Raw genomic sequence first — 20,088 nt, forward strand, 5'->3', positions numbered from 1 at the left:
CTCAATAGGCCAACGTGCCGCGAGACTGGTAATTCGGTGATGTTTCCGCCATATAGGCCCCAAACAGCCGCGAGACTTACCGACCATGGCCATTGAGGCCCCTTTCGCCAAGATGAACGGGCTCGGCAACGACATTATCGTTGCCGACATGCGCGGTCGCGCGGACCGCGTTACGCCTGCCGCGGCGATTGCGCTTGCCGCCGATCCGGCGACCAAGTTCGACCAGATCATGGCGATCCACGACCCGCGCACCCCGGGCACCGTGAACTACATCGAGATCATCAACTCCGACGGCACCCATGCCCAGGCCTGCGGCAACGGCACGCGCTGCGTCGTCCAGGCGCTGGCCGCCGAGACCGGACAGAAGGTGTTCACCTTCGAGACTGTCGCCGGCATCCTCAATGCCGAAGAGCATGAGGACGGCTCGATCTCGGTCGACATGGGCATTCCCCGCTTCGGCTGGCAGGACATCCCGCTGGCGGAAGAATTCCGCGACACCCGCGCCATCGAGTTGCAGATCGGGCCGATTGACCAGCCTGTGCTGCATTCGCCCTCGGTCGCCTCGATGGGCAACCCGCACGCCATTTTCTGGGTCGACAACGACGTCTGGTCCTACGATCTCGACCGTTTCGGCCCGCTGCTCGAAAACCATCCGATCTTTCCCGAGCGTGCCAACATCTCGATCGCCCAGGTGACCTCGCCCGGGACGCTCAACCTGCGCACCTGGGAGCGTGGCGCCGGCCTGACCTTGGCTTGCGGTTCGGCCACCTGTGCTGCTGCCGTCTCAGCCGCGCGCACCGGCCGTACCGGCCGTAGCGTGACAGTCACCGTGCCGAGCGGCGGTACGCTTCAGATCGACTGGCGCAACGACGACCATGTCGTCATGACCGGTCCCGCCGAGTGGGAATTCTCCGGCAGCTTCAATCCGGCGACCGGCGCCTGGCGTCGCGATCAGCAGGACGTCGCCTGATGGCGGTCGACATCGTAACTTTCGGCTGCCGCCTCAACACCTACGAATCCGAGGTGATGAAGCGCGAGGCCAAGGCCGCAGGCCTTGAAGAACTCAAGGGCGGCGCGGTCATATTCAACACCTGCGCAGTGACGAGCGAAGCGGTGCGCCAGGCCAAGCAGTCGATCCGCAAGGCGCGCCGCGAGAACCCTGACGCACGCATCATCGTCACCGGCTGTGCCGCCCAGACCGACCCGGCGGCTTTTGCCGACATGGCCGAGGTCGACCTCGTGCTCGGCAACGAGGAAAAGCTCAAGGCGCACAATTACCGGGCGCTGCCGGACTTCGGCGTCAACGATTTCGAGAAGGCCCGCGTCAACGACATCTTTTCCGTGCGCGAGACGGCTGGCCACATGGTCGATGCCATCGAAGGCCGCGCACGCGCCTTCGTCCAGGTGCAGAACGGCTGCGACCATCGCTGCACCTTCTGCATCATTCCCTATGGCCGCGGCAATTCGCGCTCGGTGCCGATGGGCGCGGTGGTCGAGCAGATCAAGCGCCTGGCCGGCAACGGTTATGCCGAGGTGGTGCTGTCGGGCGTCGACATGACCAGCTATGGCGCCGACCTGCCGGGCGCGCCGCGACTGGGCAAGCTGGTCAAGACCATTCTGCGCCAGGTTCCCGACGTTCGCCGCCTGCGTCTCTCCTCGATCGATTCGATCGAGGCCGACGAGGACCTGCTCGAAGCGGTCGCTACCGAGAGCCGGCTGATGCCGCATCTGCATCTGTCGCTGCAGTCGGGCGACGACATGATCCTGAAGCGCATGAAGCGCCGCCACTTGCGCGACCAGTCGATCCAGTTCTGCGCCGATGTGCGCAAGCTTCGCACCGACATTGTCTTCGGCGCCGACATCATTGCCGGTTTTCCGACCGAGACCGACGAGATGTTCGAGAATTCGATCCGCATCGTCGAGGAGTGTGGGTTGACCCATCTCCACGTTTTCCCGTTCAGCCCGCGAGAGGGCACGCCCGCCGCGCGCATGCCGCAGGTTCGTCGCGACATCGTCAAGCTGCGCGCCGCCCGCCTGCGCGCTGCCGGCGACGTCGCCTATACGCACCATCTCGAAAGCCTCAAGGGTTCGCGCCAGAAGGTGCTTGTCGAGCGCGAGGGGCTCGGCCGGACGGAAGGTTTTACGCTCGTTGCGATCGACAGGGGCATGGCGGGTGAAATCATGGAAGTCGACATCGCCGGACATGACGGCGAGCGGCTGACAGCGGCACCGGCCGCCGCGCGCGCGGCCTGACGAAAGCGACCGCATGGCATTCGGGTTCATCAAGAAAGTTTTCTCCTTCGGCAAGAAGGAGGCTGTCGAGCAGCCGGCCGAGAACGAGGTTCTGCCGCCGCTGAATTTTGACGCTCTGGAAGCGTTGAAGCCGGCGGAAGAGGTGCCGGCCGCAGCGGAAACGCCTGTTGCCGGGGAGACACCGGCCGTTCCGATCGAAGAGCCGACGCCGGAGCCGGCTCCAGAAACGCCGCCGACGCCGCCAGTGGTGCCGGAGCCAAAGCCGGCCGAACAGCCGGTACCGATCGAGCCCGGGCCGCAGCCCGTTCCGCAGGAAGAACCTGCTGTCGAGCCGGAAAAGCCAGCCGAACAGCCCGTGCCTGCGCCGAGCCCGGTCGAGCCGGAGCCAACGCCGGCGGAGGTTCCGCTGCCGCCGGTTGAGCCGTCCACGCCGGAGTTGCCCGAAGAAGTTCCGGCTCAGCCGGTGCCCTCTGCGCCCGAGCCGACAATGCGTGCCCCTGAAACGGAGCCGGTTGTCGAAGAGCCCGTCATCGAGGCGCCTGCCTCTGTACCGCCGGAACCTGTGGCTGAACCACGTCCCGTCGAGCCAGTCGACGAGGAGCCTGCGCCGATCGCAGCCGAAGCGCCTGTGCCTGTGGCGATGGCAGCCGAGGAAGCGCAGCCGGTAGCAGCGCTGCGCAAGCCTGCACCTGTTGTCGTTCCCGCTCCCGCTGAACCGGTACAGGCTTCCTCTGCGCCTGAGCCGAAACCCTCGGCCGGCAAGGTCACCGTCCAGAAGAAGGTCGAGCAAAAGGCCGAAATCGTCGAAGTGGCGGCGCCCGCGCCGCGCCAGAGCTGGTTCCAGCGCCTGCGCCAGGGCCTGTCGCGCTCATCCAAGGAACTGTCGGGCAACATTGCCGGCATCTTCACCAAGCGCAAGCTGGACGAAGACACGCTGCAGGACCTCGAAGACGTGCTGATCCGCGCCGATCTCGGCGTCGAGACCGCGCTTCGGGTCACCGACGCGCTGGCGGCGAGCCGCTATGGCAAGGACGTTTCCGACCACGAGGTCCGCTCGATCATGGCGGTCGAGGTCGAGAAGGTGCTGAAGCCGGTGGCGCTTCCGCTGGAGCTCGACCTGTCGCACAAGCCGCATGTCATCCTGGTCGTCGGCGTCAACGGCACCGGCAAGACCACCACCATCGGCAAGCTGGCCGCCAAGCTCACCGAAGGCGGGCTGTCTGTCATGCTCGCCGCCGGCGATACCTTCCGCGCTGCGGCCATCGAGCAGCTGAAGATCTGGGGTGAACGCACCAAGTCGCCCGTCATCGCCACCAAGCTCGGCGCTGATGCCGCCGGTCTCGCCTACGATGCCTTCGAGCAGGCCAAGGCCGCCGGATCCGACGTGCTGATCATCGATACCGCCGGCCGCCTGCAGAACAAGGCCGAACTGATGGCCGAGCTCGAAAAGATCGTGCGCGTTCTCGGCAAGCTCGATCCCGAAGCCCCGCACACGGTGCTGCAGACTGTCGATGCCACCACCGGCCAGAACGCGCTCAATCAGGTCGAGATCTTCCGCAATGTCGCAGGTGTGAACGGGCTGGTGATGACAAAGCTCGACGGTACGGCGCGCGGCGGTATTTTGGTCGCAATCGCCGCCAAACATAAGCTGCCGGTCTATTTCATCGGCGTCGGCGAGCAGGTCGACGATCTCGAACCCTTTTCGGCAAGCGATTTCGCCAAGGCGATCGCAGGAGTCGCCTGATCCATGAATGCACCTATCCTCGAACGCGATCCGTCGGACCCGAAAACCAAGAAGGAAGACGTCAGCCCGCTGCTCAAGCTGGCGCTGGAGCTCGGGCCGCTGGTCGTGTTCTTCTTCGCCAACGCGCGCGGCGAGTGGCTGGCGTCGCACTTCCCGATACTGGCAGAGCTTGGCAAGCCGATCTTCGTCGCCACAGGCCTCTTCATGGTTGCCACGGCGGTTGCGCTGGCGGCTTCCTGGCTGCTGACCCGCTCGCTGCCGATCATGCCACTGGTCTCGGGCGTCGTTGTCTTCATATTCGGCGCGCTGACGCTCTATCTGCAGAACGACATCTTCATCAAGATGAAGCCAACGATCATCAATTCGCTTTTCGGTGTCGTGCTACTGGGTGGCCTTGTCTTCGGCAAGTCGTTGCTTGGCTATGTCTTTGCATCGGCCTTTCGCCTCGATGCCGAAGGCTGGCGCAAGCTGACCTTCCGCTGGGGCCTGTTCTTCCTGTTTCTTGCTCTGGTCAACGAGGTTGTTTGGCGGTCCTTTACGACCGACACCTGGGTGGCTTTCAAGGTCTGGGGCATCATGCCTATAACCTTGCTCTTCACTTTCAGCCAGATGCCGCTCATCATGCGCCATTCGTTGGAAGACCATAAGTAAGAGGGCATCATGGAGTTCATCACCGACCGCGAGGCGTTGCGTCAACATTATCGCGCGCCGGGTGATGGCGCCGTGCGCAAGGAGCTCCGCCGCCTCGACCATCACGCCAAGGGCTTCCTGGCGCGCAGCCCGTTCGTGCTGATCGGTTCGTCCGACGACAAGGGCAACGCCGACGTCACGCCCAAGGGCGACAAGCCGGGTTTCGTCGCCATACTCGACGATGTCACCATCGCCATTCCCGACCGGCCCGGCAACAACAGGCTCGACACGCTGGAAAACGTCATCGTCAATCCCGCTGTCGGCCTGCTGTTCCTGATACCGGGCATGAACGAGACACTGCGTATCAATGGCGATGCGCGCCTGACCGCCGATCCGGCGTTGTGCGAACGGCTCGCCGCCGAAGGCAAGCTGCCGGTCACCGTCATGGTGGTTGCGATCAAGGCTGTCTACATGCATTGCGCCAAGGCGTTCATGCGTTCCGAGCTGTGGGTATCAGGCACATGGCCCGACCGCACCAGCCTGCCTACGCTCGGCCAGATCCTCCGCGACCAGCTGGTGCTCGCCGACAATGCCGAGACGCTCGACCGCTCGCTGGACGAGTCCTATCGCAAGAGCATGTGGTAGCTTTCGCCGGACACGAATCGTCCGACGCTGGCGGCCTTGCCTTGATCAATATTCTCGCCCTTTCCGGCAGCCAGCGGGCTGCCTCTACCAACACTGCGCTTGTTGTCGCCCTGGCGCGCAATGCGCCACCGGGATGCCATGTCAGCGTCCATGACGGGCTTGGCCACCTGCCGATTTTCAATCCCGATGACGAGGGTGAACGCACACCGCAGGAGGTGACGGCGCTCATCGCTGCCGTTACGCGAGCCGACGGAGTGATCGTCTCTTGTCCTGAATACGCCCATGGGGTGCCGGGCGGACTGAAGAATGCGCTGGACTGGCTGGTTTCACGTGACGCCGTCGTCGGCAAGCCGGCGATGCAGGTTCATGCCTCGCCGCGGTCGCAATTTGCCCGCGCTGCCCTTGCCGAGATCATGAAAACAATGTCCTTCGACCTTTTTGACGGGCAAGACCTGACCATTACGCTGCTCGGCAAGAGACCGCAGGAGATTGACGAGATCCTTGCTGACGCGGCTAGCATTGCATTGATGCGGGACAGGTTGGCGGCGTTTTCCAGTTTTGTTTGCACTCGTTAACTCGTTATGCGCGCCGTGCATTGCTGCGTTGCAGCATCTTATTTTGCAGCGCAACGGTTCCTATGTCATGTTCGGATCGATCAGGGAGGTCGGTTCAAGCCGCATCGGGCGGCAGACGAAAGGAACGCAAGATGTTGTTCGACAACCTTCTGACCCGCGCGCGCCAGAGCGCCGCCAAGCGCAAGCAGTACAAGCGCCTCGTTGCCGAAATCGACGGCTTCTCGAGCCGCGACCTGGCCGATATGCGCGCCGACCGCAGCGAGATGCTGTTCCAGGCCTACAAGCAGGTCTACGGCTGATTCCTAGCGAGAAATGTCCGGCCGGCTTTTGACCGGCCGTTGCGACAAGGCGCCAGGGGCACCCTCAAGGGATGCCGCAAGCGCCTTTTTCGTTTGCAGCATCGTGGGCCACGCGGCGGCCTCAGTGCACCGGCATCGTCGCAGTCGCGCGGCCATGCGACCGCTTCAGCCAGTAGCCGAAGATCGCTGCGGTGATGAAGGCGATCAGCCCGTAGATCGCTGCCGGAACCGCCATTGTCGCGTTGTTGAGCAGCAGCGGGCTCAGCGCGATGGCGATTGCCAGCGTGCCGTTGTGGATGCCGATCTCCATGCCGATCGCGGTGGCCTGCCGTTTTTCGACGCCGGCGGCGCGGGGCACGAAATAGCCGACGCCGAGGCTGACGAGGTTGAAGGCAAGGGCTGCCAGGCCGACGATCGGTCCCCAGGCCTTGAGCGTTTCCCACTCCTGCACGAGCGCCACGGCAACCACGGCGAACAGGAACAGCATCGAGAAGATCTTCACCGGCCGCGCCATGCGTTCGGCGAAATCAGGGAAGCGGCTGCGCAGCCACATGCCGATCAGCACGGGGCCGAGCACGATGACGAACACCTGCATCACCTTGGCGAATTGCAGCGGGATCGCATGGTCGCCCGACATGAAATGCATCAGCGACCAGTTGACGATCAGCGGCAGCGTCACGATCGACAGCGCCGAATTGATCGCCGTCAGCGTGATGTTGAGCGCCACGTCGCCGTCGGCCAGGTGGCTGTAGAGATTGGCTGAGGTGCCGCCGGGGCTTGCCGCCAAAAGCATCATGCCCACAGCCAATGCCGGTTCGAGGCCGAAGACGTAGACCAGGCCGAGACACGCAAGCGGCAGGATGACGGTCTGGCAGAACAGCGCCACGATCACCGCCTTGGGCTTTTGCAGGACGTTGCGAAAATCCTCCGTCGTCAGCGACAGGCCGAGGCCGAGCATGATGACGCCGAGCGCGAGCGGCAGAAAAATGATGAGCGCGGAACTGTCTTGCATTGACGTCTCCCCCAACAGCCACCGGTCGCGCCCTCACGGCGCGCCTCTCCCCAGCGGTTGTATGAAAACGTAGTTGAAATCTTGATGATTCGCACGTGGTGCGCGAGCCGGCCCCGATCCGGTCTATTGCGCCGCCAGTGCCTTCTCGATTTCGGGCATGAGTGTCGTGCTTACCGCCTCCGGCGACAGCGGTCCGACATGCTTGAAGGCAACCTTGCCGTCCTTGCCCAGAAGGAAGGTCTCCGGCACGCCATAGACACCCCAGTCGATCGCCGTGCGGCCGTTCTGGTCGACGCCGATCGCCTTGTAGGGGCTGCCGAGGTCGCCGAGAAAACGACGGGCATTCTCGGGCTTGTCCTTGTAGTTCAAGCCGGCGATGGAAAAGCGCTGGTCCTTCGACAGTTCGAGCAGCACCGGGTGTTCCTCGCGGCATGGCGCGCACCACGACGCCCAGACATTGACCAGCGTGACCTTGCCGGCGAAGTCGGCTGAGTTCAGCCCGGGAACCTGCATGCCTTCGAGCGGCGGCAGGTCTGTCTCTGGCGCCATCTGGCCGATCAGCGCCGAGGGCACCGCGGTGAGGTCGCGGCCGGACAGCAGCTGCGCCAGAAACAGGCCGGCGAGGCCCATGAAAATCAGCAGCGGCAGCAGAACCATAAGCCTGCGAGGCCGCGCCGTCGGCTTCTGGCTGTCTGTGCTCATGCCTTGGCCTTGTCCGAGCGACGGCGATGGCCGGCGGCCTCAAGTTCGGCCATCTCGCGCTTGCGCGCGCGCTGGTCGGCAAGAATCCACAGCACCAGTCCGACGATGGCAATCGCCGAAACGGCATATGCCGCGGTGACATAGAGGGCATGCGCGCTCATCGGGCACCCTGGCAAGACGTGGTCATGTCGCTGTTTCCGAGCATGTCATTCACTTAGCGGCGAGGCTGCCGCTGCGCAATCGGACGCCGCGCCGCACCGTTGCGGTTGAAGGAAACGTGATCAGTCGGTGCCCGAGCGAAGCGCAACCGCCGCCGCCAATGGGCCGATGACGGCGAGGAACATCGTCAATGCGCAAAGAATCAGGAACGGCGGGGTGAACGGGTCGGGGTCGTTGACAGCACCGTAGCTTGCTGTGACGCCGAAGATCAGCACCGGGATGACCAGCGGCAGCACCAGCACCGAGATCAGCAGCCCGCCCCGCGGCAGGGCGACGGTGACGGCGGCACCCGTCGCGCCGATGAAGACGATGGCCGGCGTGCCGACGAGCAAGGTGAGTGCCGCGGCCCCGATGCCGATGAGCTCCATGTTCATGAACAGGCCAAGCAGGGGGGCTGCGATAACCAGAGGCAACACGCTTGCTGTCCAGTGCGCCAGGCATTTGACCAGCACCGTCAGCGCCAGCATGTGGCGGTCGGCATTGAGCACCAGAAGATCGAGCGAGCCGTCCTCGCGGTCGGCCTGGAACAGCCGGTCGAGGCCGAGCAGGCTGGCCAGCAGCGCGCCGATCCAGAGAATTGCCGGGCCGATGCGGGCAAGCAGGTTGAGATCGGGCCCGACGCCGAAGGGGATGGTGACGATGACGGCGAGGAAAAACAGCACGCCCGTCAAGGCGCCACCGCCGGCGCGGACGCCCATGCGTAGGTCGCGAAGGTAGAGGGCTAGCATGGGAGCTGCCTTCCGTTGATCTGTTCGGAGAGGGGGGTGGGAAGAAGGGCAGCGTTTTCAGACATGCACCCGCCCCATCTCCAGCGCCTTCACCCCCTCCAGCCCAAGCGGCAGATGGGTCGCGGCGACGACGATTCCGCCCGCCGCGCAATGATCCCGCATCAGCCCTGCCAAGCGCGCGTCGGACGCCTTGTCGAGACCTGCAGTCGGCTCGTCGAGCAGCCAGACCGGGCGGTGGCTGATGAGCAGCTTGGCGATCGCGGCACGGCGCTTCTGGCCGGTGGAGAGGTAGCCGAAGGGCAGGTGGCTGAGGCCGCCGAGGCCGACATCGTCCAGGGCGTCAGCAATGCCCAGCTTTCCACTGCCCGCAAAGCTTTGCCAGAATTTGAGATTCTCGCGAACCGTCAATGCGGCCTTCATTGCGTTCTGATGACCGAGATAGTGGCAGGCTGCGGCAACGGTCGGAAACTCCTCGCCGCCGCCCTCGATGCCGATTCGTCCCGATGCATGCGGCAAAAGCCCGGCGATGACGCGCAGCAGGGTCGACTTGCCCGAACCGTTGGGGCCGGTGACGATCAGCGCCTCGCCGTTCTCCAGCGTGAAGCCGATGTCTTCGAAAACCGGCTCGCCACCCCGTTCACCGCTGAGATTTTCGGCGATCAGCCGCATTCTTCCCCCGTCGCCGAAACCATCTCGCTGCCGCTTTGCGTCGCAGCAAAATAGGCGAATCTCCGTCTAGAACTATTCCAATAAATTCTCTATATGCCACTCGACCATGCCAGCGGTCGGCATGGAAACAGAATTTGCGCCGAACCAGCGCACGCGCCGCCTTGAACGGCTCGGGTTGCTTGGGACCGGACAGCGGAAATGGCCGTACCCGCACCTTTGCGCGTGATTGCATGCCCATCGGAGTCCGTTCCCTTTCAGGCTGAACAGACAAGGATGGATCGCACGTGTCCAAATCACTCGACAGTTTCAATTGCCGCCGCACGCTCACCGCTGCAGGCACGGACTATGTCTATTACAGCCTCATCGAGGCCGAAAAGAACGGCCTGACCGGCATCTCGCAGCTGCCCTATTCGATGAAGGTGCTGCTGGAAAACCTGCTGCGCAACGAAGACGGCCGCACCGTCACCAAGGACGCCATCCAGGCGGTTGCCGGCTGGCTTGTCGACAAGGGCACCGCCGGCGTCGAGATCGCCTACCGCCCGGCCCGCGTGCTGATGCAGGACTTCACCGGCGTTCCGGCCGTCGTCGACCTTGCCGCCATGCGTGACGGTATCAAGACCCTGGGCGGCGACCCTGAGAAGATCAATCCGCTGGTTCCGGTCGACCTCGTCATCGACCACTCGGTCATCGTCGACGAATTCGGCACCCCGCTGGCCTTTGCCCGCAATGTCGAGCTCGAATATGAGCGCAATGAAGAGCGCTACAAGTTCCTGAAGTGGGGCCAGCAGGCGTTCCGCAACTTCCGCGTCGTGCCGCCCGGCACCGGCATCTGCCACCAGGTCAACCTCGAATACCTCGCCCAGACGGTCTGGACCAACACCGAGGACGGCGTGACGACCGCCTATCCCGACACCTGCGTCGGCACCGACTCGCACACCACCATGGTCAATGGCCTGGGCGTGCTGGGCTGGGGCGTCGGCGGCATCGAGGCTGAGGCCGCGATGCTCGGCCAGCCGGTCTCGATGCTTCTGCCCGAGGTCATCGGCTTCCGCCTGACCGGCAAGCTCAAGGAAGGCGTCACCGCCACCGACCTGGTGCTGACCGTCACCCAGATGCTGCGCAAGAAGGGCGTCGTCGGCAAGTTCGTCGAGTTCTTCGGCCCCGGTCTCAGCAACATGACGCTGGCCGACCGTGCCACCATCGGCAACATGGCGCCGGAATATGGCGCGACCTGCGGCTTCTTCCCGGTCGATTCCGAGACCATTCGCTATCTCAACATGTCGGGCCGCGCCGAAAACCGCATTGCACTGGTCGAGGAGTTCTCCAAGGCGCAGGGCATGTGGCGCGACGCTTCGTCGGCCGATCCTGTCTTCACCGACCTGCTCGAGCTCGACATGGCGTCAGTCGTTCCATCGATGGCCGGCCCGAAGCGTCCCGAAGGCCGCATCCCGCTCGAAGGCATCGCCTCGGGCTTCGCGACCGCGCTCGAAGCCGAGTACAAGAAAACCGTCGACACCGCCAAGCGTTATGCGGTCGAGGGTGAAAAGTTCGACCTCGGCCATGGCGACGTGGTGATCGCTGCGATCACCTCCTGCACCAACACCTCGAACCCGAGCGTGCTGATCGGCGCCGGCCTTCTGGCCCGCAATGCCAACCGCATCGGCCTCAAGCAGAAGCCGTGGGTGAAGACCTCGCTGGCTCCCGGTTCGCAGGTGGTTGCCGAGTATCTCGAGAAGTCGGGCCTGCAGAAGGAGCTCGACCAGATCGGCTTCAACCTCGTCGGCTTCGGCTGCACGACCTGCATCGGCAACTCCGGCCCGCTGCCGGCGCCGATCTCCAAGACCATCAACGACAAGGGCCTGATTGGCGCGGCCGTGCTCTCGGGCAACCGCAACTTCGAAGGCCGCGTGTCGCCCGACGTGCAGGCCAACTACCTGGCCTCGCCGCCGTTGGTGGTCGCTTACGCGCTCGCCGGCACTGTGACCCTGGACCTGACCTCCGAGCCGATCGGCGAGGACCGTGACGGCAAGCCGGTGTTCCTGAAGGACATCTGGCCGACCAATGTCGAGATCGAGCAGTTCATCGCCGAAAACGTCACCCGCGAGCTGTTTGCCCGCAAATATGCCGACGTCTTCAAGGGCGACGAGAACTGGCAGAACGTCAAGGCGCCGGAAGGCCAGACCTATGCCTGGGACGACAAGTCGACCTATGTGCAGAACCCGCCTTACTTCGTCGGCATGGGCTCGAAGCCGGGCCAGATCGGCAAGATCCAGGGCGCGCGCGTGCTCGGCCTGTTCGGCGACAAGATCACCACCGACCACATCTCGCCGGCTGGTTCCATCAAGGCGGCTTCACCTGCCGGCAAGTACCTGACCGACAACGGCGTCGGCGTTGCCGACTTCAACCAGTACGGCACGCGTCGTGGCAACCACGAAGTGATGATGCGCGGCACGTTTGCCAACATCCGCATCCGCAACCACATGCTGGGCGAGAACGGTCGCGAGGGTGGCTACACCTTCCACTATCCGTCCAAGGAAGAGATGCCGATCTACGATGCCGCCATGCAGTATCGCAGCGAAGGTACGCCACTGGTGATTTTCGCCGGCGTCGAGTACGGCAACGGCTCGTCGCGCGACTGGGCTGCCAAGGGCACCAACCTGCTCGGCGTCCGCGCCGTCATCGCCCAGTCCTTCGAACGTATCCACCGCTCGAACCTGGTCGGCATGGGCGTGATCCCCTTCACCTTCGAAGAGGGCACCAGCTGGAAGACGCTCGGCCTCAAGGGCGACGAGCAGGTGACGATCGACGGCCTCGAGACGATCAAGCCGCGCCAGAAGATGGTGGCCAAGATCACCTTCGCCGACGGTTCGGTGAAGGACGTTCCGATCCTCTGCCGCATCGATACCCTTGATGAGCTCGACTACTTCAAGAACGGCGGCATCCTGCAGTACGTTCTGCGCGACCTCGCCGCGTAAGTTTTCGCAGCGATTCATGTGAAACACCGCCGGGGCGAAAGCTCCGGCGGTTTTTTGCAGGTGCTGTTTGCAATAGACGTATTCCCGGTCCAGGGGCGCCGGGCAGGAGCCACTTGGCCGCCAGATGGGTCGGCGACGCGATCGGCTGCAGTTTCTGGATGTTCAGGGGCTGGATCGTGTTCGACGGCCGGTCGCAGCGGTCTTGGCCTTCATCGCGGCGGGCAGCATCGGGCCATGCCGCGTGTCTCTGACCCTTCTCAGCGTTCCCTATGTGCCGCTCTGTGCGGCCTGCCGTCGCCCCGTAGTGCAAGGGTCCCATGCGCGGGATCGGCGACTTGTCCCATGGTACTACGTCTTTGCATTCCCGATGCAGCAGATGACGGTTGCGCGCCCAGAGCGGCGGCTGAGCCTGATCGTGGTGCCTATGAAGCTTAATCTTCGGCGTCATGATCCTTCGCACCCCCCTCTGGCCTGCCGGCCATCTCCCCCACAAGGAGGGAGATCATGCCTTCATCCGCGCCTTGCCTTACCATTGACGTTGCAAGAGCATTTCCAGCAATCTTGCAGAATGAGCGCCGGCAGCGGAGAGACTAGTCTCCCTCCTTGTGGGGGAGATGCCCGGCAGGGCAGAGGGGGGTGCGAAGGAACGAGACGATGGAAACCAGGCCAGCGGCATCGCCGGAGCGTGAAGGCGTGAGGATCCTATCCCGCTCTCTTCCGTAGGCCCCGCCAAAACGAAGGTCAGGCCGTCATCGACGCTCCACTTATTTCGATCCTTCCCCAAGATCGTAGAGATACATCACAAAGCTCCCCACCGGCTCGGCCGGCTCCTTGCGCCCGTCATAGAGGGCGCGGGCGGGGAGGTTGTCGGGTTCGGTGCCGAGCCAGGCTTCTTCGCAGCCGGCTTCGCGGCCGGCGTTGAACAGCGCGTCCATCAGCAGGTTGGCGATGCCGCGGCGCTGCCAGGCGGGCGAGACGCCGACTTCGTCGACATAGAGTTCCGACGGCTTGTCGACGTGGTGGTGGATCATGCCGGCTGCCTGCGCCACAACCTGGCCATCATCGAGGGCGACGAAGAGCAGATGGCCCGGGGAGGCGAGGCAGGCCTTCAGGCGGAGCGGGTCGACCGGCTCGTCGAAGACGTCTGCGGCGACGGTGTCGAGCAGGCGTTCGTCGCCAGGACCGAGTCTGCGGATCTCGATGGGAGGCATCGTACTCTTCACCATTTCTTCGTAAAGTCGTCACAAAACTTTGACGTTTACGTAAATCCCGTTGTTTCTAACCGATTGAAAAAGTTGAGGTCAAAATAATCGGTTGAATTTTTTTGGCCATGGAGCTATTGCGAGCCGCTATTTCTGGCTGCATTTCCGCGGCCTCTCTGGCCCAAACCTAATCCACCCCGCCGCCACGGCGTCGTTACAGGCAAAGGGAAATTCCTTCATGGCACGCAACAAGATAGCCCTCATCGGCTCCGGCATGATTGGCGGCACGCTCGCCCATATGGTTGGCCTCAAGGACCTCGGCGACGTGGTCATGTTCGATATTGCCGAAGGCATCCCGCAGGGTAAAGGTCTCGATATCGCGCAATCCTCGACGGTCGACGGCTTCGACTCGCGCTACACCGGCGTCAACGACTATGCCGGCATCGAGGGTGCCGACGTCTGCATCGTCACCGCCGGCGTGCCGCGCAAGCCCGGCATGAGCCGCGACGACCTGCTCGGCATCAACCTCAAGGTCATGGAACAGGTCGGCGCCGGCATCAAGAAGTATGCCCCGAAGGCCTTCGTCATCTGCATCACCAACCCGCTCGACGCCATGGTGTGGGCGTTGCAGAAGTTCTCGGGCCTGCCGAAGAGCCATGTCGTCGGCATGGCCGGCGTGCTCGACTCGGCGCGTTTCCGCTACTTCCTGTCGGAAGAGTTCAAGGTTTCGGTCGAAGACGTCTCGGCGATGACGCTGGGCGGCCACGGCGACGACATGGTGCCGATGGTGCGCTATTCGACCGTTGCCGGCATTCCGCTGCCGGACCTGGTCAAGATGGGCTGGACCAGCCAGGACAAGCTCGACGCCATCGTCGAGCGCACCCGCAAGGGCGGCGGCGAGATCGTCGGCCTGCTCAAGACCGGCTCGGCCTATTATGCGCCGGCCTCGTCGGCGATCCAGATGGCCGAAGCCTATCTCAAGGACAAGAAGCGCGTGCTGCCCTGCGCGACGCACCTGTCGGGCCAGTATGGCGTCAAGGACATGTATGTCGGCGTTCCCGTGGTGATCGGCGCCGGTGGCGTCGAGCGCATCATCGAGCTCGACTTCAACAAGGCCGAGCAGAAGATGTTCGAGAAGTCGGTCGAAGCGGTGAAGGGTCTGTGCGAGGCCTGCGTCGCCATCGCGCCGAACCTCGCCAAGAAGTAAGGGACAACGGGCATGAACATCCACGAGTATCAGGGCAAGCAATTGCTCAAGGGTTTCGGTGCTCCCGTCGCTGACGGCGTGCCGGTGTTCAAGATCGAGGAAGCCGAAGCTGCCGCCAAGGCGCTGCCGGGCCCGCTCTACGTCGTGAAGAGCCAGATCCACGCCGGCGGCCGCGGCAAGGGCAAGTTCAAGGAACTGCCGGCTGATGCCAAGGGTGGCGTGCGCCTCGCCAAGTCGGTCGAGGAAGTCGTCGCGTTTGCCAAGGAAATGCTCGGCAACACGCTGGTGACCAAGCAGACCGGCCCGGCCGGCAAGCAGGTCAACCGCCTCTACATCGAGGACGGCGCCGACATCGACCGCGAGCTGTATCTGTCAATCCTGGTCGACCGCTCGGTCGGCCGTATCGCCTTCGTCGTTTCGACCGAAGGCGGCATGGACATCGAGGCTGTCGCCCACGACACGCCGGAGAAGATCATCACCGTTGCGATCGACCCGGAAAAGGGCGTGACATCTGACGACCTCAAGGCGCTGAACTCGGCGCTGAAGCTTTCGGGTGAGGCGGCAAAGGACGGCGAGAGCCTGTTCCCGATCCTCTACAAGGCGTTTGTCGAGAAGGACATGAGCCTGCTCGAGGTCAACCCGCTGATCGTCATGAAGAATGGCCGCCTGCGCGTGCTCGACGCCAAGGTGTCGTTCGACAACAACGCGCTGTTCCGCCACGCCGACGTGCTCGAGCTGCGCGACACCACCGAAGAGGACGCCAAGGAGATCGAGGCGTCGAAATACGACCTCGCTTATGTCGCGCTCGACGGCAACATCGGCTGTATGGTCAACGGCGCCGGCCTGGCGATGGCCACGATGGACATCATCAAGCTCTACGGTGCGGAGCCCGCCAACTTCCTCGACGTCGGCGGCGGTGCCTCCAAGGAGAAGGTGACGGCGGCGTTCAAGATCATCACTGCCGATCCGGCTGTCGAAGGCATCCTGGTCAACATCTTCGGCGGCATCATGAAGTGCGACGTCATCGCCGAGGGCGTGATCGCCGCGGTCAAGGAAGTCGGCCTCAAGGTTCCGCTGGTGGTGCGCCTCGAAGGCACCAATGTCGAGCTGGGCAAGAAGATCATCAACGAGAGCGGGCTGAACGTCATCTCGGCCGACGACCTCGACGACGCGGCGAAGAAGATCGTCGCTGCGGTGAAGGGAAACTGAGCCAATGTCCATTCTCATCGACAAGAACACCAAGATCCTGGTGCAGGGCCTGACCGGTAACACCGGTTCGTTCCACACCGAGCAGGCGCTGGCCTATCATGGCACCAAGATGGTCGGCGGCATCCACCCCAAGAAGGGCGGCGAGAAGTGGGACGGCTCCGTGCCGCTGCCGATCTTCTCGACGGTTGCCGAAGGCAAGGAAAAGACCGGCGCCAATGCGTCCGTGGTCTATGTCCCGCCGGCAGGTGCTGCGGCTGCGATTATCGAGGCGATCGACGCCGAGATCCCACTGATCGTCTGCATCACCGAGGGCATCCCGGTCACCGACATGATCAAGGTCAAGGCGCGCCTCGACCGCTCCAAGTCGCGCCTGATCGGCCCGAACTGCCCCGGCATCGTGACGCCGGACGAGTGCAAGATCGGCATCATGCCGGGCAACATCTTCCGCAAGGGTTCGGTCGGCGTTGTCTCGCGCTCTGGAACGCTTACCTATGAAGCGGTGTTCCAGACCACCAATGCCGGTCTCGGCCAGTCGACGGCAGTCGGTATCGGCGGCGACCCGGTCAAGGGCACGGAATTCATCGACATGCTCGAGATGTTCCTGGCCGACGACGAGACCAAGTCGATCATCATGATCGGCGAAATTGGCGGCTCGGCCGAGGAGGACGCAGCGCAGTTCCTCATCGACGAAGCCAAGCGCGGCCGCAAGAAGCCGATGGCCGGCTTCATCGCCGGACGCACCGCACCGGAAGGCCGCACAATGGGCCATGCGGGTGCTGTGATCTCCGGCGGCAAGGGCGGCGCGGAAGACAAGATCGCGGCGATGGAGGCAGCGGGCATCCGCGTGTCGCCGTCGCCGGCACGTCTCGGCACCACACTGGTCGAGGCGATCAAGGGCTAAGGCAATAGGGGAGTAGGCAATGGGGCAGCAAGGTTATCGAACCTGATGCCCTGCTGCCTTACTCCCCTACTCCCTTTTGAAACAGGAGACGGGGCCAGAGGCTCCGCAGGACAAAGATGGCACGATCCGATCAGGCCAACGACCAATTTTCCCTCACTTCGTTCCTCTATGGCGGCAATGCCGACTACATCGAGGCGCTGCACGCCGCCTATCTCGACGACCCTGAAGCGGTCGACCAGGAGTGGCGCGACTTCTTCGGCGCGCTGAAGGACGACGCCGGCGACATCCGCAAGAACGCCAAGGGCGCTTCGTGGTCGACGCCGAGCTGGCCGCTGCAGGCCAATGGCGAACTGGTGTCCGCGCTCGACGGCAACTGGGGCATGGTCGAGAAGCTGATCGAGAAGAAGGTCAAGGACAAGGCGGTCGCCACAACCGGCGCCGAGCCGTCCAAGGCCGACGTGCTGCAGGCGACGCGCGATTCCGTCCGCGCCATCATGATGATCCGCGCCTACCGCATGCGCGGCCATTTGCACGCCAATCTCGACCCGCTTGGCATCGCCAAGCCGCTCGAGGACTACAACGAGCTGTCGCCGGAGGCCTATGGCTTCACCGCCGCCGACTATGACCGGCCGATCTTCATCGACCATGTGCTGGGCCTCGAATACGCGACCATCCGCGAGATGCTCGAGATCCTGAAGCGCACCTATTGCTCGACGCTCGGCGTCGAGTTCATGCACATCTCCGACCCCGAGGAGAAGGCCTGGATCCAGGCCCGTATCGAGGGACCGGACAAGGCGATCGAGTTCACGCCCGAGGGCAAGAAGGCGATCCTGTCGAAGCTGATCGAGGCCGAGGGCTTCGAGCAGTTCATCGACGTCAAGTACAAGGGCACCAAGCGCTTCGGTCTCGACGGCGGCGAGTCGCTGATCCCGGCGCTGGAGCAGATCGTCAAGCGCGGCGGTTCGCTCGGCCTCAAGGAAGTCGTGCTCGGCATGGCCCACCGCGGCCGCCTCAACGTTTTGACCAACGTCATGGCCAAGCCGCATCGCGCCGTGTTCCACGAGTTCAAGGGCGGCTCCTACGCGCCTGACGACGTCGAGGGTTCGGGCGACGTGAAGTACCATCTCGGTGCCTCGTCTGACCGCGAGTTCGACGGCAACAAGGTCCACCTGTCCTTGACCGCCAACCCCTCGCATCTCGAGATCGTCGATCCCGTGGTGATGGGCAAGGCCCGTGCCAAGCAGGACCAGCTGTTCGGCCGCGCCCGTGGCGAGATCGTGCCGCAGGAAGAGCGCGCCAAGGTGATGCCGCTTTTGCTGCACGGTGATGCTGCATTCGCCGGCCAGGGCGTGATCGCCGAAATCCTTGGCCTGTCGGGCCTGCGCGGCCATCGCGTCGCCGGCACGCTGCATTTCATCATCAACAACCAGATCGGCTTCACGACGAACCCGCGCTTCTCGCGCTCGTCGCCCTATCCGTCCGATGTTGCCAAGATGATCGAAGCGCCGATCTTCCACGTCAATGGCGACGATCCGGAAGCGGTGGTGTTCGCGGCCAAGGTCGCGACCGAGTTCCGCATGAAGTTCCACAAGCCGGTCGTCGTGGACATGTTCTGCTACCGCCGCTTCGGCCACAATGAAGGCGACGAGCCTGCGTTCACGCAGCCGATCATGTATCGCAACATCCGCACCCATAAGACCACGGTGCAGACCTATGCCGACAAGCTGATGGCCGAAGGCCTGATGAACCAGGCCGAGCTCGACAAGATGCGCGCCGACTGGCGCGGCTTCCTCGAAGCCGAGTTCGAGGCGGGCCAGGCCTACAAGCCCAACAAGGCCGACTGGCTTGACGGCGCCTGGTCGGGCATGCGCACGGCCGACAACCAGGACGAACAGCGCCGCGGCAAGACCGCGGTGCCGGTCAAGACGCTGAAGGAAATCGGCAAGAAGCTGACCGAAGTGCCGAAGGACTTCGAGGTCCATCGCACCATCGGCCGCTTCCTCGAAAACCGCCGCCAGGCGATCGAATCGGGCGAAGGCATCGACTGGGCAACGGCGGAATCACTGGCGTTCGGCTCGATCCTGCTCGACGGCAATCCGATCCGTCTGTCGGGGCAGGATTCCGAGCGCGGCACCTTCTCGCAGCGCCACACCGTGCTCTACGACCAGCGTGACGAAAACCGCTACATCCCGCTCAACAACCTGTCGGCGGCACAGGCCGGCTACGAGGTGATCAACTCGATGCTCTCGGAAGAGGCCGTGCTCGGCTTCGAATATGGCTACTCGCTCGCCGAGCCCAAGGCGCTGACGCTGTGGGAAGCGCAGTTCGGCGACTTCGCCAACGGCGCCCAGGTGGTGTTCGACCAGTTCATCTCGTCTGGCGAACGCAAGTGGCTGCGCATGTCGGGCCTCGTCTGCCTCCTGCCGCACGGCTATGAAGGCCAGGGCCCGGAGCACTCCTCGGCGCGCCTGGAGCGCTTCCTGCAGCTCTGCGCCGAAGACAACATGCAGGTGGCCAACGTCACCACGCCGGCCAACTACTTCCACATCCTGCGCCGGCAGCTGAAGCGCGACTTCCGCAAGCCGCTGATCCTGATGACGCCGAAGTCGCTGCTGCGCCACAAGCGTGCCGTGTCTTCGCTGTCGGAGATCTCGGGCGAGAGCTCGTTCCACCGTCTGTTGTGGGACGACGCCCAGTATCTCGGCGATCAGCCGATCAAGCTGGTCAAGGATTCGAAGATCCGCCGCGTCGTGCTGTGCACTGGCAAGGTCTATTACGACCTTTACGAGGAGCGCGAGAAGCGCGGCATCGACGACATCTACCTGTTGCGCGTCGAGCAGCTCTATCCGTTCCCGGCCAAGGCGCTGATCACCGAACTCAGCCGCTTCCGCAACGCGGAGATGGTGTGGTGCCAGGAAGAGCCCAAGAACATGGGCGCGTGGTCGTTCATCGACCCGTATCTGGAATGGGTGCTCGCCCATATCGACGCCAAGCACCAGCGCGTGCGCTACACCGGCCGTCCGGCTGCCGCCTCCCCGGCGACGGGCCTGATGTCCAAGCACCTGGCGCAGCTCCAGGCATTCCTCGACGACGCCCTCGGCGAATAAACAAAGAACGG

Annotated in this window: 18 protein-coding genes; 12 read left to right on the top strand and 6 right to left on the bottom strand. The window is 63.7% G+C overall.

Annotation, left to right across the window (positions count from 1 at the left end; genetic code table 11):
* The first annotated feature begins 85 nt into the window (after positions 1–85).
* The 7 genes from dapF to H5P29_RS05450 all read left to right on the top strand — a co-directional run bounded on the left by dapF (position 86) and on the right by H5P29_RS05450 (position 6,146).
* On the top strand, positions 86–970 hold the full coding sequence (gene dapF / locus H5P29_RS05420) for a diaminopimelate epimerase (protein WP_067956046.1): 885 nt from the start codon (positions 86–88) through the stop codon (positions 968–970).
* Positions 970–2,253 carry a tRNA (N(6)-L-threonylcarbamoyladenosine(37)-C(2))-methylthiotransferase MtaB gene (mtaB, locus tag H5P29_RS05425; RefSeq protein ID WP_154386758.1) on the top strand — a complete coding sequence of 428 codons (1,284 nt, stop codon included), beginning with the start codon at positions 970–972 and terminating at the stop codon, positions 2,251–2,253. Before dapF ends, mtaB begins: the two co-directional genes overlap by 1 nt.
* Before the next feature lie 13 nt (positions 2,254–2,266).
* Complete coding sequence (gene ftsY / locus H5P29_RS05430; protein WP_154386757.1) at positions 2,267–3,997, top strand: signal recognition particle-docking protein FtsY; 1,731 nt, start codon at positions 2,267–2,269, stop codon at positions 3,995–3,997.
* A 3-nt stretch (positions 3,998–4,000) separates the two neighbouring features.
* Positions 4,001–4,648 (top strand): septation protein A, encoded by a 648-nt coding sequence (locus H5P29_RS05435; RefSeq protein ID WP_067956052.1) that lies wholly within the window; start codon positions 4,001–4,003, stop codon positions 4,646–4,648.
* A gap of 9 nt (positions 4,649–4,657) precedes the next feature.
* Positions 4,658–5,272 carry a pyridoxamine 5'-phosphate oxidase family protein gene (locus tag H5P29_RS05440; protein ID WP_154386756.1) on the top strand — a complete coding sequence of 205 codons (615 nt, stop codon included), beginning with the start codon at positions 4,658–4,660 and terminating at the stop codon, positions 5,270–5,272.
* Between the two features lie 41 nt (positions 5,273–5,313).
* Positions 5,314–5,847 (top strand): NADPH-dependent FMN reductase, encoded by a 534-nt coding sequence (locus H5P29_RS05445; RefSeq protein ID WP_154386755.1) that lies wholly within the window; start codon positions 5,314–5,316, stop codon positions 5,845–5,847.
* A gap of 131 nt (positions 5,848–5,978) precedes the next feature.
* Positions 5,979–6,146, top strand: a complete 168-nt coding sequence (locus H5P29_RS05450) for a hypothetical protein (protein WP_154386754.1) — start codon at positions 5,979–5,981, stop codon at positions 6,144–6,146.
* Between the two features lie 121 nt (positions 6,147–6,267).
* Here the strand turns inward: H5P29_RS05450 and H5P29_RS05455 are convergent, their stop codons facing one another.
* The 5 genes from H5P29_RS05455 to ccmA all read right to left on the bottom strand — a co-directional run bounded on the left by H5P29_RS05455 (position 6,268) and on the right by ccmA (position 9,476).
* The gene (locus H5P29_RS05455; RefSeq protein WP_154386753.1) at positions 6,268–7,158 is read right to left on the bottom strand and encodes a bile acid:sodium symporter family protein; all 891 of its coding nucleotides are present in this window, start codon (positions 7,156–7,158) and stop codon (positions 6,268–6,270) included.
* Between the two features lie 123 nt (positions 7,159–7,281).
* Positions 7,282–7,860: a DsbE family thiol:disulfide interchange protein gene (locus H5P29_RS05460; protein WP_154386752.1), complete on the bottom strand. Its 579-nt coding sequence runs from the start codon at positions 7,858–7,860 to the stop codon at positions 7,282–7,284.
* Positions 7,857–8,021, bottom strand: a complete 165-nt coding sequence (ccmD, locus tag H5P29_RS05465) for a heme exporter protein CcmD (protein ID WP_067956069.1) — start codon at positions 8,019–8,021, stop codon at positions 7,857–7,859. Before ccmD ends, H5P29_RS05460 begins: the two co-directional genes overlap by 4 nt.
* A gap of 120 nt (positions 8,022–8,141) precedes the next feature.
* Positions 8,142–8,807: a heme exporter protein CcmB gene (gene ccmB, locus H5P29_RS05470; protein WP_067956070.1), complete on the bottom strand. Its 666-nt coding sequence runs from the start codon at positions 8,805–8,807 to the stop codon at positions 8,142–8,144.
* Positions 8,808–8,864: 57 nt separating this feature from the next.
* A complete protein-coding gene (gene ccmA, locus H5P29_RS05475; RefSeq protein ID WP_154386751.1) occupies positions 8,865–9,476 on the bottom strand; it encodes a heme ABC exporter ATP-binding protein CcmA in 612 nt (203 codons plus the stop codon).
* Positions 9,477–9,760: 284 nt separating this feature from the next.
* Between ccmA and acnA the strand changes: the two genes are divergently transcribed.
* Complete coding sequence (gene acnA, locus H5P29_RS05480; RefSeq protein WP_067956075.1) at positions 9,761–12,451, top strand: aconitate hydratase AcnA; 2,691 nt, start codon at positions 9,761–9,763, stop codon at positions 12,449–12,451.
* Between the two features lie 764 nt (positions 12,452–13,215).
* Here the strand turns inward: acnA and H5P29_RS05485 are convergent.
* Positions 13,216–13,662, bottom strand: a complete 447-nt coding sequence (locus H5P29_RS05485) for a GNAT family N-acetyltransferase (protein WP_067956076.1) — start codon at positions 13,660–13,662, stop codon at positions 13,216–13,218.
* Between the two features lie 229 nt (positions 13,663–13,891).
* Between H5P29_RS05485 and mdh the strand changes: the two genes are divergently transcribed.
* The 4 genes from mdh to H5P29_RS05505 all read left to right on the top strand — a co-directional run bounded on the left by mdh (position 13,892) and on the right by H5P29_RS05505 (position 20,077).
* Positions 13,892–14,860: a malate dehydrogenase gene (gene mdh / locus H5P29_RS05490; RefSeq protein WP_115730173.1), complete on the top strand. Its 969-nt coding sequence runs from the start codon at positions 13,892–13,894 to the stop codon at positions 14,858–14,860.
* 12 nt (positions 14,861–14,872) lie between these two features.
* A complete protein-coding gene (gene sucC / locus H5P29_RS05495; protein WP_154386749.1) occupies positions 14,873–16,069 on the top strand; it encodes an ADP-forming succinate--CoA ligase subunit beta in 1,197 nt (398 codons plus the stop codon).
* A 4-nt stretch (positions 16,070–16,073) separates the two neighbouring features.
* A complete protein-coding gene (sucD, locus tag H5P29_RS05500; RefSeq protein ID WP_115730175.1) occupies positions 16,074–16,970 on the top strand; it encodes a succinate--CoA ligase subunit alpha in 897 nt (298 codons plus the stop codon).
* A gap of 116 nt (positions 16,971–17,086) precedes the next feature.
* Positions 17,087–20,077: a 2-oxoglutarate dehydrogenase E1 component gene (locus H5P29_RS05505; protein WP_154386748.1), complete on the top strand. Its 2,991-nt coding sequence runs from the start codon at positions 17,087–17,089 to the stop codon at positions 20,075–20,077.
* The last annotated feature ends 11 nt before the right edge of the window (positions 20,078–20,088 follow it).

This window comes from Aminobacter sp. MDW-2 (assembly GCF_014250155.1).
Classification (GTDB): Bacteria; Pseudomonadota; Alphaproteobacteria; order Rhizobiales; family Rhizobiaceae; genus Aminobacter; species Aminobacter ciceronei.